This is a genomic window from Sphingomonas flavalba (genome assembly GCF_004796535.1).
Lineage (GTDB): Bacteria > Pseudomonadota > Alphaproteobacteria > Sphingomonadales > Sphingomonadaceae > Sphingomonas_L > Sphingomonas_L flavalba.
This window is the reverse complement of the sequence record NZ_SPHY01000003.1, coordinates 118,231-130,362: the sequence shown is the minus strand read 5'-3', so window position 1 is coordinate 130,362 and position 12,132 is coordinate 118,231. Positions and strand designations below refer to the sequence as shown.

Below are 12,132 nucleotides of genomic sequence, written 5' to 3'. Positions count from 1 at the left end.
GCGTCCCAAATCAGCGCGAAGCTGTGAGGGCGGTCGACCGCTCTAGTCAAGCCGGGCATCGCATCGAAAAGGACGTGGTGGCTGCCACTGCGTATGGCTGGCAGTGCGTTCTCAAGCAACATGGAGCAAAGCACAATCGACGCGGCCATCAGCGCCATTGCGTTGTTGCCGAAGCGGGTCGAGGTCGGCGATCAACCTAACGCGCCTATATCTACCTCGAGCGACGCCAGAGAGCGCTAATTTTCAAGGGAACGTCTGGCGGCCCAGCCAGGATCACGCGGTAGGAGACGCCGACTTCTGCTCCCGGGCTAACGGCGTCAGTCCTTTGCCCGGTACTCGTCCGGCATAAGGAAGATCTCGTCCGCGCGTCCATATCCGCCGTCAGGCACTTCCTCGATCAGAACCATCGTGGTCGGACGCACGATCTCCCCGAAATAGCCGACCATGAGCTCGGTCGTTTTGTGGATCAGGTCTTCCTTCTGTGCCGTCGAAAGCGAGGCTTGGGGCAGTTTATAGTTCGCGAAAGGCATAGTGTATTCCTTGGGTTTTGGGGGATGCTTAGACCGCGCCGCCATTAGCGCGGATGGTTTGACCGTTGATCCAGTGGCTTTCCGGCCCGGCCAGGAACGAAACGGCGTCGGCGATGTCATCGGGACGGCCGAGGCGGCCGAGCGGGATCATCCGGGTGATGCTGGCGACCAGTTCCTCAGATTTGCCGCGCATGAAGAAATCGGTTTCGACAGGGCCGGGCGCGACCGCGTTCACCGTGATCCCGCGCGGTCCCAACTCCTTGGCGAGCACATGCGTCATGGCCTCGATCCCGGCTTTCGTTGCGGCGTAAAGGCCGTAGCCGGGCTGGTAGAAGCCCACTACGCTTGAGGACACGCTGATGATCCGCCCGCCGTCGCGCAGCCGCCTGGCACCTTCGCGCATCCCGCGGAACGTGCCGCCAAGGTTGATGGCACAGTGGTCGTCGAAATCCGCGTCTGCAGCGTCCGCCAATGGAGACAGCCGCATCATGCCTGCATTGTTGACCAGGATGTCGGCCGGGCCGAACGCGGCTTCAGCCGTATCGAACAGCGCGGGCATGCCGACCGGATCGCCGACGTCGGCCTGCACTGCAACCGCCTTCCCGCCCGCCTGCTCGATGTCCTGCACGACCTGACGGGCAGCCGATTCATCGCGTGCATAGTTCACCGCGACAGCACAACCCTCTTGGGCAAGCCGTCGTGAAATTGCCGCGCCGATGCCCTTGCCGGCGCCGGTCACGATCGCGGTTTTGTCTTTCAGTCTCATTTCCTGACCTCCGTTGCTCGGCAAGAAGGTAAGGAGCGTTGGAGACGGGATAATCATCCTTCTTTCGGCAATTAAATTCGGATATTCCGAACAATCATGGATCGTCTCAATGCTATGCGTCTTTTTGTGCGAGTCATCGACCGTCGCAGCTTCACGGCGGCGGCGGCCGATCTTGGCATTCCGCGTTCGACGGCGACCGAAGCGATCAGGCGGCTCGAGCGCGATCTCGGCAGCCGGCTCCTGGAACGCACTACGCGTCACGTGGCGCCCACGCCGGATGGCGAAACCTATTACCGCCGGTGCCTGTCGATCCTCGCCGATATCGACGAAGCGGAGGGCGCCTTGCGCGGCGGCGAACCGTCGGGAGTGCTGCGCATCGACGCCCACGGCGCGCTGACGCGGGCTTTCCTGTTGCCGCGCCTGCCGGACTTCCTGGAGGCGTATCCACAGATTAGCCTGCAGATCGGCCAGGGCGATAGGCTGGTCGATCTGGTGCGCGAGGGGGTGGATTGCGTGATCCGGGCAGGGGAGCCGGATGACAGCGGCCTCATCATGCGCAAGCTCCCTGATATTCCGGAGCAGACCTGCGCGAGTCCCCAATATCTCGACTATCACGGAGCGCCCGCCTCGGTCGATGATCTCGACCGACACCAGATGATTGGCTTCGTATCGTCACGCACAGGCCGCGTGATGCCGATGGAGTTCCAGACCGCCGAGGGTATCAAAGAGGTGACACTTCCCTGCCGCGTGACCGCCAACGAGGCGGAGACGGCGCATCATCTGGCACGGATGGGCTACGGACTGATCCAAGCGCCAAGCTATCGCTTCCGGGAGGATCTGGCGCGAGGCACCCTTGTCGAGGTTCTGCCGGATCACCCGCCGCCGCCCCTGCCGCTCGCCGCCTACTATCCGCAGAACCGTCAGCTATCGCCACGTGTTCGGGTTTTCCTCGATTGGGTGGCGGGGGTTTTCGCTGCGGCGGATTTATAGTTTGATAGCCTTGCCTGTGCGTGAGGCTCGACCGTCCGCGCCCACTGTCAGGTTTGGCTTTCTGCCTAGCCGAATGTCGCTCAATGCAGTCGCGACGCCAGGCTTGTGACCGCGCCGCGACCTCACCTCGCGCGCAACGCCCTGAGGCGCGAGATGGGTTGCGTTGGAAAACGCTGCTGGCCGACCGCTTGCGGCATCAAAGTGGGCAGCGCGCGATCAATTGTTGGTATCCCTTACCAAGGGGTGTCACCATCCGGCTCCACGAAGCATCCGGAGACAGCATCCTGACCCAGCAACGCGTACTCGACCGGCAATCGTGCTCCCTCTTCAGGCGTCATGAATCCGGAATTTCCTGTCAGATCGGTCTTCACATATCCCGGACAAACCGAGTTCACAACGATTGGCGTACCCTTAAGTTCTGCGGCCAGTTGCACGGTTAGCATGTTCAGAGCGGCCTTGGAGGCATTGTACCCGATGAGGCGTGACGAGTAATAGGGTGAGGATGGGTCGCCATTGATTGTCAGCGATCCCAGCGTCGTCGCCAGGTTGACAATGCGGCCAGCCTGCGATTTGCGCAGAAGGGGAAGCATCGCCTGCGTGACCGCCAGCGTCCCGATAAAGTTCGTCTCCATGATCCGGCGAACTGCTGTTGTCGAGGCAGTGCTTGGTGGACCATCGGCCGCGTCGACGATACCGGCATTGTTCACCAAGATGTCCAATCGTTCATGCTTGGCCGCAATCTCCGCGGCGGCAGCAGCAATGCTCGATTCGTCATTGAGATCGAGCTTGATGTATTCGGCCGAAAGGCCGGCTGACGACAAGTCCGCCGCCGCCGTTTTGCCACGTTCAAAGTTGCGAGCACCGAGCAGGATCGTGACGCCGGCTTCTGCGAGTTGACGAGCAATTTCAAAACCGATGCCTTTGTTGGCTCCCGTGACGAGCGCGATACGTTTGGTTTCCACGATATGACCTTCTTTCTGGTTTGACGTGGTCGCCAATATATGAAGAATCCTTCGCTTTGAGGATTCGCATATGGCTGCAACGCCACCCATGCACTTGAAAGCCCGAAAAAAGCCGCGACAGGCGCGCGCGGCCGCGACCCTGGACGCCATCTTCGAGGCAACTATTCAGGTTTTGCTCGCGGAAGGGCTACACCGGCTGACCACCACACGCGTGGCGGAGCGTGCCGGCGTTTCGGTTGGTTCGATGTACCAGTATTTTCCGAACAAGCAGGCGCTGCTTTATGCGCTCAACGAGCGTTACCTGGATATCGTGGCCGAAAAGGTGGAAACGACATGTCAAAACAAGCACGGCGCAACGACATCAGAGATGGTCAACGCACTCGTTGACGCGTACTGGCAGGCGAAAACCGAGCGAAGCGACGTGACGCGCGCGCTCTATCGTTCGGCAGTTGAGCTTGATAACGAGGCGTTGATTGAAGCTTTCGCTAAGCGCGTGGATGCAGCAACTATCGCCATGCTCAGCAGCGCGTCTGATGCGAGCTACGTCAACCTCGCGCTGATCAACACAACTCTTCTGTCCGTAATCTTTGGAACGGTACGCAATGTTTTCGAGAGGGATCTGCCGGCCGCTTTGGAGGCCGAGATTCGCGACCAACTGGCGATGATGTGCCTTTGCTACCTGGAGGCGGTCAGAATTTCAAAGACCTAGCATCTGCCATGCGGGCATTGATCAGACGGGTGAGGCGCCGATGCCAATTTCACCCTATTTGCCCGTTGGACGGGGTAGGGATGCTGCCGTACAATGGCAGCATCCGGTCACACAGAAGGCGCTACCTTTGGCTTAACCTGGCTGCGAATCCGATGATCGCGTCAATGGTCGCTTGAGGACGTTCTTCAGGCAGCCAGTGTCCTGCGCCTTCTATCGCCAAGGTCGTGACATCTGTAGCCCCCTGTGCGGCGTAGGATGTTGCCATCGCGGGCAACGCGGCCTGCGTAGAGAACTCGGCTCCCACCACAAGCATGGGCACATCGAACGGCTCGTTGAGCGACTGGAAAAATGCCGCATCTTCGTCAAATGCCCGATAGAGTTCAAAGCCGGCGCGAAGGCGTTCGGGCGTGCCATAAGCTTCAGCGTAACGTGCGATGGCGCTGTCGGGAATCGCGTCGGGATTGGCGGCAGTACTGTCGATGAAGTAGCGGAAATATTCGGCCTGGCGTCCTACCACAAGGTTTTCGGTTAGCCCGGTCTGCTTATGGAAGTCAAAGTGCCACGCATGGGAACTCATAGCGACAGTGTCCCATGGCGAGAGGCCAGGAACGGGAACGTCGAGAATGGCGACGCCGAGCGGTTCTTCAGGGAACAGCCGGGCGTAGGCATAGGCGACCATGCCCCCGATGTCGTGCCCCACGATCAGCGGGTCCTCAAGTTCCAAAGCATTGATAAATGCATCGATGTCGCGTGCGAGCGCTTCTTTGCTCCAATCCTGGCCGGGTGCGGTCGAGCCCCCGATGCCACTCAAGTCAGGAGCGTATACAGTATAGTACTCCGAAAGTTCTGGGATGATCTCCCTGAATTCATCGGCGCTCTGTGGCCAGCCATGCAGAAGCACAATTGGCGGACCCTCTGTGCCGGCGGAAAGATAACGGAAGGTCTGGTGATCAAGAGAAAGCGTCCGATCCGCTATCGTCGTACTTTCGGCGAGGGAGGGAGCCGAAAGCGTAAGCAACATGATCGCTGCCGATGCCAGTTTTGCGGATTTGAGAAGCGCCATAACTGCGTCCTTTCATGTGAATAGGGATTAACGCCGCTCTACGGCGACTATCGTGTCGGTAACCATGGCACGTAGGCCATCGGTCCCATGCCCTCACGTTCGACCTGCCGACGAAGACTTCCCGCCGGTTTTCGGAGCCAAGGCCGAGTGCTTTCAACTCCTCTTGCGCGCTCGGAAAGACCATGTCTGGGGATTGAGGACCGCTGGGCACGCGACCGGTGTGTCGTAATGGGCCAAAATCCATCGAGAGCAACGGGAGCGGCCGCATGGGGCAACCTTTGGCAGTCGTCGCATCACTGGATTTACATGTGCAGGTCATGTATCAACGATTGCATCGTGAACCGCTCGAGTCAATGTCTCGTGCGTCCGTTTGTTACATGAATTGAAAGCAGGTGTTTTCATGCGACAAGACAGCCGTCTTTCCCGCGTCCTGCACGCGTTGTTGCACCTCGAGCAAATGCAAGAACCTGCGACGTCGGAACTGATCGCGGGCATGTTGGGAACAAACGCGGCGGTGGTCAGAAGAACGATGGGAGGATTACGCGCCGCCGGAATCGTCACGTCCACGAAGGGACATCGGGGTGGTTGGTCGCTGGCGAGGTCGCTAGGCGACATCTCGCTTATGGACATTTATACCGCCCTGGGTTCACCAATCTTGTTTGCAATCGGCAACGATGAAGTCGAGCCGAGATGCCTGCTAGCCAAAGCCGCAAACAAAGCAACTACCAAAGCGCTTGAAGCTGCTCGCCGTCAGTTCGAAAACGTCTTGGAGAGCACGTCGGTTGCTGACCTTGCGGCTGATTGGCGACCAGAAATGACAAATTGCGGCCCCATGGAAGATCAATGAAATCAGCGTGAGCACTATGGAGGTGCAAGCGCAGCCTGGGCCAGCATATCGACGGCGTTTGTCAGAGCCGCCAAACGGAACGTAGTCCGCCCTGCGGACTGCGGTATCGGCAGTTGGCATATGTGCGGCCAGCATCACTCTGACCTCTGCTGAGGTCGCGTTCTTTGCGTGGCAAGCTGTCAGCGGTTGAGGCTCATGTCCATTTATAGCTGCGTACGTGATCGAGGAACGCTCTCATGGCGGCGCTCGTGTGCCGCCGATTTGGGTAGTACAGATACCAGCTTGGCAGCTTCTGCTTCCAGTCGGTGAGCAATTCGCTGAGTTTGCCCTGTTCCACATAATCGCGGACGTAGTCTTCGAAGAGGTGGGCTATCCCGGATCCCGCAAGAGCCGCTTGCAGTTCCTGATGTGCCGAACTTAGCGTCAGTCTGCCTTGCGGGTTGATTTCCAGTTCCTCGACCTCCTTCGCAAATCGCCACGTCGCCATCGTTCCGCCGGGGAAACGGCGGCGAATGCAATTGTGCTTTATCAAGTCGGACGGCAGCGCGGGGCAACCGTTCTTGTGCAAATAGTCAGGCGAAGCCACGATTGCGTAGCGAAGAGGAGGTCCCAAGGGCATGGCGATCATGTCCTGGCCAAGCTGCTTTCCAAAGCGGACACCCGCATCAAAACCCTGTTCCACGATATCGATGATCGCGGCATCGCTGATGATTTCGACGCTTACCTCTGGATAGGCTTCCATGAACCGGAGCGCCAATGGGAAAAGGATATGATCGACTGCGGGTCCAGGGGCATTGATGCGCACCGTTCCTGACGGGCTTTCGCGAAGCTGGTTCAGATCGTCGATTGCTGTTCTAATGTCGTGAAGTGCCGGCTTCAGTTGCTTGAGAAGCCGCTGGCCCGCTTCGGTCGGTGCCACGCTGCGCGTTGTTCTGTTCAACAGACGGATGCCGAGCGCCTCCTCAAGTACGCTGATCGACTGGCTGATGGCCGAGGAAGACACACCCCTGCTGACAGCGGCGGCACGAAAGCCGCCATGCCGTACGACATCCTCGAAAATCTCCAGACTGTCCAGGCGGGGTGATGTCATTGGTAAGTTTTGCTTAATAGGTTGCTCTGCGTTGGTTAGCTTATCCGCGCGAAGAATTTATGTCACCTGTTGTCTGTCTCGAACAACAACGAGATGCAGCAGGTGCGTCTTGCTTGAAGGCGTGAGCTGAAGGTTTCGACAGCATTGGCGGGAATATCGGAAGGAAAGTGACCATGAGCGAACTGACACTCAATCGTCGCAAGATCATGCTGACGGCTGCGGCCGGCGCTTCGACGTTCCTTTTGCCGACCGGAGCAGTTTTCTCTCAAACCGTGCCTGTCACGGAACGACCCGTTCAGCAGGGAAATGCCGGCCATTACCGTTTCCGCGTTGGTGATATCGACGCAACAGTGCTGAGCGACGGTCTCATCGGTGGACCACCGCAGGTCTATGCCAGCGATGCGCCGGAGCAAGAACTTCAGGAAGTTCTGAGGCGTGCCTTCCTTCCCGTCGATCACATGACGTTGAACCTCAACACGCTGCTGATCGAGACCAGCGGCCGTAGAATTTTGCTCGAGGCCGGAGCCGGGCAGACCATGGGACCCCAAGGTGGGCGCATATTCGACAATCTAGCAGCGATCGGTTTGCGCCCCGAAGATATCGACGTCATCGTGGTCTCCCACACGCATCCGGATCACGTTGGCAATCTTCGCACGGTGGACGGAGGCAGGGCGTTCCCGCAAGCGACTGTCTTTGCACCGAGGGCAGATTGGGATTTTTTCGTCCACGACGATCCCGATCTTTCCTATATGCCAGTGCCAGAGGATTTTCGCCGGAATTTTGCGGCTGCCATCAAGCGCAGCATCGAGCCGGTAGCGGACGGAATTGAGCTCTACGAAGCCGGGACAGAGATTGTCCCCGGTCTTCATACGCTCGCTGCCTCGGGTCACACGCCCGGTATGGCAACCTTTCTCGTCGAATCGGGCAATGATCAGCTCCTGCTTACCGCTGATCTCGCCTATCACCCGATCATCAATGTCGACCGTCCATGGTTGCCAGGTCCCGATCGCGACAAGGACGCCGCACTCGCTTCCCGTCGCCGCATCTTCGATATGGCTGCCGCGGATCAGATCCCGGTTCTCGGTTTCCATTATCCGTTCCCGGGCCTCGGTCGCATGCTCAAGACTGATACTGCCTATGCCTGGGTCCCCGCCTATTGGCAGTTCTGAAGATTGCTCAAGGCGGATCCGCAATGACGACATCCAGGCGTGCCCTTTTGTCCGGCTTTCTCGCCATGCCACTCGTCCCGCTAACGAAAGCGCTGGCGCGCGGTCAGGAGGCGCCACTCTTGCCGTTGACGCGCGCTTGCGAGGATGAGGACGAGCCAACGCTTGGGCGCGAAGCCGGCCCGTTCTTCAGGCCGAATGCGCCGCTCAAGCGCGATCTTTTTCTCGATGCCCCGGACGGTCCGCCATTCACCATCGCCGGATACGTCGTCGATGATCGCTGCCACCCGGCGCCTGGGAGCCTGATCGAAATCTGGCATGCAGACGAAAACGGTGACTACGACCGTCAGGGCTTTCGGCTCAGAGGCCACCAATTCGCCGATGAGCAGGGGCGCTGGTGGTTCAACACGGTGAAGCCCGCGCCCTATTCGGGACGCACGCGCCATTTTCACTTCCGAGTTCAGCGTCCAGGCGGAGCGGTGCTGACAACGCAGCTATTCTTTCCAGGCGAGCCGAGCAATACGCGGGACTGGCTCTTCGATGAGACGCTGCTCATTGCCATAACCGATGCCAGCGATGGACGCTTCGGGCGTTTCGATTTCGTCGTATGATATCGCCCGACCACCTTTGGAAGCGCTTGGTCGAGGTCGAAGCGTGACAATCAGTTACGTCGATTGCACCGCATGCTGTTGCGCTCCAAGCGCGAGGGCAGGGAAGAGGGCATCGTCATACTGTCCGTCGATCTCCTGGCCCTGCTGCGGCAGTGGCGGCTCTGGGGCCGGCGGTAAGGTTGCTGCCGTCAATTAAACACACAGGAGCTGCACTTCACCGACTTTATGGAGAGTTAGTCTTCGGCTGTGTAGCCAGCCCGCGTGGAGCGGGCTGGACAAGCGGCAGAAACACGTCGTCCACCCAGGCCTGCCGCAACTCGGGCGAAGGAGGTGCGAACGTCATGATGGCATGGTGCCGGAACAGATCATTGAGCAGCGTCGTCACGGGAGGCACGAGCTTTTGCATATCGATCTCCCCGCGCCGAACCGCACGCTCGTGAATTGCGGCCAGCGCATCGGCTTCCCCCTTAATCAGCGCGTCGCGCAAATCCTGGGGTGAAGATCCAGTTTCTCCGAAATAGGCCGTGGCGAACAGCGTGAATATCGCGACCGACGCCCGTGCCCGTTCGGATGCCCGCTCCAGCAGCTCCAGAAGCTCAGTTCGAACATCACCCCTGTCCTCCACTTCGATCGGATATCGACTCACCTGCCGACGGATGGCGGCAACGGCGAGTGCGGCGCGCGTGTCCCACCGCCGGGCGAGAACGGGTCGGCTGGTTCCGGCACGGACTGCAACGGCCTCCATGGTCAGCCCGGCATAGCCATGGGTGTCGAGTTCGACCCAAGCGGCATCGAGGATGGCGTCTTCGAGTGCGGAGCCTCTGCGTCGTTCCTTCATTCGCGAAATCCATTTCAATTAAGATGCAAGATTGTATCTTGTTGGCTGCGCCTCGGTATGATAGATGCATTGATGCATCTTAATTGCGAGGTGCTCGCATGTCTAGAATTTCGGCAACTGGGTCCGAGGCGTATTCATGGCCAGCACTTGGGTCGTTCTCACTGATCTCGGGCATGGCGACAGCGTTCATGCTCGGTCAGGCAGCGATCGCCCAATCTCCTGCATCGACAGTCGGACAGGCTTGCGGACAAGAAATCCGTTCGCTCTGTCCCTGGAGATTCACCCCCGATACTATTTCGTCCTGCGTCGAGGAAAACCGCGCCGATCTTTCGGTTACCTGCCAAGCATTCTGGGATACGGCCAACCAATGTCAGGCGGAAATGCGCGTGGTCTGCGGCGGGCTCAACCCCTTTACTATCCGCGCCTGTATCGCCGAGCGCCAGAACCAGTTTTCCGAAACCTGCCGCGCCACCTTTGCGCTTCAGTGAAATACAGGAGCGGTATCGATGCAGGTTAGCCTGGAACTCAATGGCGTCACCAAGCTCTTTGCCTTTGGTGATGGCGTGCGCGAAGTCGATCTTACGCTGGCTAGGGGCGAGATCCATGCCCTGGTCGGCCTCAATGGCGCAGGCAAGTCCACCCTGATGCGGCTGATGCTCGGCATGAAGATACCCGACAGCGGAACCGTCCGGCTGGACGGCGTACCCTTCGATAGAGTTCCACTCGAGCGCTGGATGCGGGTCGGCCATCTGATTGAATATCCTCTGGCCTATCCTGAACTAACCACAAGACAGAACCTTTTGCTCTCCGCGCGTCTGCGGGGACTCACGCGGAGGAAGGCTGAAGAGGCGGGCAACGCGATCATTGAAAAGCTCAATCTGAACAAGTTTGCCGGACGTCGTGTGGGCAAACTATCGCTGGGAAACCGGCAAAGAGTGGGGCTGGCGGCAGCACTCCAGCACGAACCCGATCTGATTATCCTCGACGAACCCACCAACGCGCTCGATCCCGCCGGCGTCATCCTGCTGCGCAACGTCTTGCTCGAACGTGCCGCCCATGGGGCCACCGTTCTGGTATCGAGCCATCATCTCGATGAGGTCTCCCGCATCTCGCACAGGATCACCGTGATCAACGGCGGCCGCATTATTGGCGCGCTAGAACCCGGCCAGCCCGAGATCGAGCGCGCTTTCTTCTCTCTCGTCCAAACCCATTCGGAGACTGCATGATCATGAACGCCTTTCCGACAGCGCTCTCCACCGAGTGGCTGAAGTTCAGGAACGCGTCGCTGCCACGCCTCGCTACCATCGGCATCGTGATGGTGCCTTCACTCGTCTCTCCGCTATCGGCATTGAGCCAAGGTGACAGCTCCGCACTTTCCGCCAGCAACTGGATCGATTATCTTGACCTGAGTGCAGGCACAGTGGCCACGGGCGGTGTCTTCGGTTTCGGGCTGGTTATTGTTTGGCTTTTCGGGCGCGAATTCGTTGATGGGACGATCACAGGACTTTTTGGCCTGCCGGTGCCGCTTGAGAAGCTTGCCCTCGCCAAGATGGCATTGTTCATCCTCTGGGCTTGCGTCACTACGCTCATGCTGGCCGCCGCGCTGGTTGGCGTCGGTGCGTTCCTGGATTTCGGTCCTCTAGACGGCGAGTCATGGGTCGCGCTTGCCCGGTTCGTCACGGTGAGCGTCCTCACGGCAATGCTGACAATCCCCTTTTCCTTGGTCGCCACGCTCAGCCGGGATTATCTGGCCCCGATCGGCGCGATACTGGGTGTCGTAATTCTGACCTCTGTGCTTGCCGATGCCGGACTTGGCGGTTGGTTACCCTATGCCGCGCCTGGGCTCTGGGCTGCGACGAGCGGTTTCGTCGATCCGTTCACAATCTGTATCCAGCTTCTCAACGTCGTCATTGTCTCGGCGGTCTTCGTAGGCTTTTCGACCTATGCCTGGAAACGGCTAGAGACCTGAGGAGGACCCGCCTGGTGAGACAGCTTGGCGGCTTGGCTAAGGTGGATCGGTTGGTTTCTACGCCGCCAATAGCTCCGTCATTTCTGCCATAGCATAGACCTCGTCGGGCGTCCTGCCGCCGAAGCTCGAGTGGGGGCGCTTCCGGTTGTAATAATCGATCCAGGAGCCGATGCCGCTGCGGGCTTGGCTTCCGGTCTCGAAGGCGCTGAGGAAGACGCATTCGTATTTGAGGCTGCGCCATAGCCGCTCGATGAAGACGTTGTCCATCCAGCGGCCGCGCCCGTCCATGGAGATTCGGATGCCGGCATCCTTCAGCGTCGTGGTGAAGGCGAAGCCGGTGAACTGGCTCCCCTGGTCAGTATTGAAGATATCGGGCCTGCCGTGGTGGGCGATCGCCTCTTCGAGGGCGGCAACGCAGAAGTCGGCATCCATCGTGTTCGACAATCGCCAGGTCAGCACCTTGCGGCTGAACCAGTCCATGATGGCGACGAGATAGAGAAAGCCGCGTCGCATCGGGATATCCGGGGCGCGGTGAGCCATCGCGAATCGTCTGTCTCTCAGGACAGATTTGCATGATAGGGTGACAAAACC

14 protein-coding genes and 1 pseudogene are annotated in these 12,132 nt (G+C 59.3%); 8 read left to right on the top strand and 7 right to left on the bottom strand.

Annotated elements, in window-relative coordinates; all coding sequences use genetic code 11:
- Positions 1-317 precede the first annotated feature (317 nt).
- Complete coding sequence (locus E4A53_RS04360) at positions 318-530, bottom strand: tautomerase family protein (RefSeq protein ID WP_136161878.1); 213 nt, start codon at positions 528-530, stop codon at positions 318-320.
- 28 nt (positions 531-558) lie between these two features.
- Entirely contained in the window at positions 559-1,296 is a 738-nt protein-coding gene (locus E4A53_RS04355; RefSeq protein ID WP_136161877.1) for an SDR family oxidoreductase, read from the bottom strand.
- A gap of 96 nt (positions 1,297-1,392) precedes the next feature.
- Here E4A53_RS04355 and E4A53_RS04350 point away from each other — a divergent pair, with 96 nt between their 5' ends.
- The gene (locus tag E4A53_RS04350; protein WP_136161876.1) at positions 1,393-2,286 is read left to right on the top strand and encodes a LysR family transcriptional regulator; all 894 of its coding nucleotides are present in this window, start codon (positions 1,393-1,395) and stop codon (positions 2,284-2,286) included.
- Positions 2,287-2,519: 233 nt separating this feature from the next.
- On the opposite strand, the gene E4A53_RS04345 is transcribed toward E4A53_RS04350, so the two are convergent.
- A complete protein-coding gene (locus E4A53_RS04345) occupies positions 2,520-3,284 on the bottom strand; it encodes an SDR family oxidoreductase (protein WP_239018127.1) in 765 nt (254 codons plus the stop codon).
- A gap of 34 nt (positions 3,285-3,318) precedes the next feature.
- Between E4A53_RS04345 and E4A53_RS04340 the strand changes: the two genes are divergently transcribed.
- Complete coding sequence (locus E4A53_RS04340; protein WP_136161874.1) at positions 3,319-3,957, top strand: TetR/AcrR family transcriptional regulator; 639 nt, start codon at positions 3,319-3,321, stop codon at positions 3,955-3,957.
- A 121-nt stretch (positions 3,958-4,078) separates the two neighbouring features.
- On the opposite strand, the gene E4A53_RS04335 is transcribed toward E4A53_RS04340, so the two are convergent.
- Complete coding sequence (locus tag E4A53_RS04335) at positions 4,079-4,858, bottom strand: alpha/beta fold hydrolase (protein WP_420822602.1); 780 nt, start codon at positions 4,856-4,858, stop codon at positions 4,079-4,081.
- Positions 4,859-5,420: 562 nt separating this feature from the next.
- Between E4A53_RS04335 and E4A53_RS04330 the strand changes: the two genes are divergently transcribed.
- Complete coding sequence (locus E4A53_RS04330) at positions 5,421-5,867, top strand: RrF2 family transcriptional regulator (protein WP_136161872.1); 447 nt, start codon at positions 5,421-5,423, stop codon at positions 5,865-5,867.
- Between the two features lie 193 nt (positions 5,868-6,060).
- Here the strand turns inward: E4A53_RS04330 and E4A53_RS04325 are convergent, their stop codons facing one another.
- On the bottom strand, positions 6,061-6,957 hold the full coding sequence (locus E4A53_RS04325; protein ID WP_136161871.1) for a LysR family transcriptional regulator: 897 nt from the start codon (positions 6,955-6,957) through the stop codon (positions 6,061-6,063).
- Positions 6,958-7,130: 173 nt separating this feature from the next.
- Between E4A53_RS04325 and E4A53_RS04320 the strand changes: the two genes are divergently transcribed.
- Both E4A53_RS04320 and E4A53_RS04315 read left to right on the top strand, forming a co-directional pair.
- A complete protein-coding gene (locus E4A53_RS04320; protein WP_206366235.1) occupies positions 7,131-8,126 on the top strand; it encodes an MBL fold metallo-hydrolase in 996 nt (331 codons plus the stop codon).
- A 23-nt stretch (positions 8,127-8,149) separates the two neighbouring features.
- Positions 8,150-8,734: a dioxygenase family protein gene (locus E4A53_RS04315; RefSeq protein WP_136161870.1), complete on the top strand. Its 585-nt coding sequence runs from the start codon at positions 8,150-8,152 to the stop codon at positions 8,732-8,734.
- Between the two features lie 223 nt (positions 8,735-8,957).
- On the opposite strand, the gene E4A53_RS04310 is transcribed toward E4A53_RS04315, so the two are convergent.
- Positions 8,958-9,572 carry a TetR/AcrR family transcriptional regulator gene (locus E4A53_RS04310; protein WP_206366232.1) on the bottom strand — a complete coding sequence of 205 codons (615 nt, stop codon included), beginning with the start codon at positions 9,570-9,572 and terminating at the stop codon, positions 8,958-8,960.
- 173 nt (positions 9,573-9,745) lie between these two features.
- On the opposite strand from E4A53_RS04310, the gene E4A53_RS04305 reads away from it, so the two are divergent.
- From E4A53_RS04305 to E4A53_RS04295, 3 genes are read left to right on the top strand one after another with little or no spacing between them, the layout of a single operon-like run.
- Positions 9,746-10,060 carry a hypothetical protein gene (locus tag E4A53_RS04305; RefSeq protein WP_136161868.1) on the top strand — a complete coding sequence of 105 codons (315 nt, stop codon included), beginning with the start codon at positions 9,746-9,748 and terminating at the stop codon, positions 10,058-10,060.
- A gap of 18 nt (positions 10,061-10,078) precedes the next feature.
- The gene (locus E4A53_RS04300) at positions 10,079-10,798 is read left to right on the top strand and encodes an ABC transporter ATP-binding protein (protein WP_136161867.1); all 720 of its coding nucleotides are present in this window, start codon (positions 10,079-10,081) and stop codon (positions 10,796-10,798) included.
- On the top strand, positions 10,795-11,541 hold the full coding sequence (locus E4A53_RS04295) for an ABC transporter permease (protein WP_136161866.1): 747 nt from the start codon (positions 10,795-10,797) through the stop codon (positions 11,539-11,541). Before E4A53_RS04300 ends, E4A53_RS04295 begins: the two co-directional genes overlap by 4 nt.
- Positions 11,542-11,598: 57 nt before the next feature.
- Here the strand turns inward: E4A53_RS04295 and E4A53_RS04290 are convergent.
- Positions 11,599-12,060: pseudogene (locus tag E4A53_RS04290) on the bottom strand (IS3 family transposase); the annotation flags it as partial.
- Positions 12,061-12,132: the final 72 nt, after the last annotated feature.

Excerpts from the sequence above, each read along its gene's own strand:
- E4A53_RS04360 (WP_136161878.1), bottom strand. The coding sequence starts at position 530 with ATGCCTTTCGCGAACTATAAACTGCCCCAAGCCTCGCTTTCGACGGCA.
- E4A53_RS04355 (WP_136161877.1), bottom strand. The coding sequence starts at position 1,296 with ATGAGACTGAAAGACAAAACCGCGATCGTGACCGGCGCCGGCAAGGGC.
- E4A53_RS04350 (WP_136161876.1), top strand. The coding sequence starts at position 1,393 with ATGGATCGTCTCAATGCTATGCGTCTTTTTGTGCGAGTCATCGACCGT.
- E4A53_RS04340 (WP_136161874.1), top strand. The coding sequence starts at position 3,319 with ATGGCTGCAACGCCACCCATGCACTTGAAAGCCCGAAAAAAGCCGCGA.
- E4A53_RS04330 (WP_136161872.1), top strand. The coding sequence starts at position 5,421 with ATGCGACAAGACAGCCGTCTTTCCCGCGTCCTGCACGCGTTGTTGCAC.
- E4A53_RS04325 (WP_136161871.1), bottom strand. The coding sequence starts at position 6,957 with ATGACATCACCCCGCCTGGACAGTCTGGAGATTTTCGAGGATGTCGTA.
- E4A53_RS04320 (WP_206366235.1), top strand. The coding sequence starts at position 7,131 with ATGAGCGAACTGACACTCAATCGTCGCAAGATCATGCTGACGGCTGCG.
- E4A53_RS04315 (WP_136161870.1), top strand. The coding sequence starts at position 8,150 with ATGACGACATCCAGGCGTGCCCTTTTGTCCGGCTTTCTCGCCATGCCA.
- E4A53_RS04310 (WP_206366232.1), bottom strand. The coding sequence starts at position 9,572 with ATGAAGGAACGACGCAGAGGCTCCGCACTCGAAGACGCCATCCTCGAT.
- E4A53_RS04305 (WP_136161868.1), top strand. The coding sequence starts at position 9,746 with ATGGCGACAGCGTTCATGCTCGGTCAGGCAGCGATCGCCCAATCTCCT.
- E4A53_RS04300 (WP_136161867.1), top strand. The coding sequence starts at position 10,079 with ATGCAGGTTAGCCTGGAACTCAATGGCGTCACCAAGCTCTTTGCCTTT.
- E4A53_RS04295 (WP_136161866.1), top strand. The coding sequence starts at position 10,795 with ATGATCATGAACGCCTTTCCGACAGCGCTCTCCACCGAGTGGCTGAAG.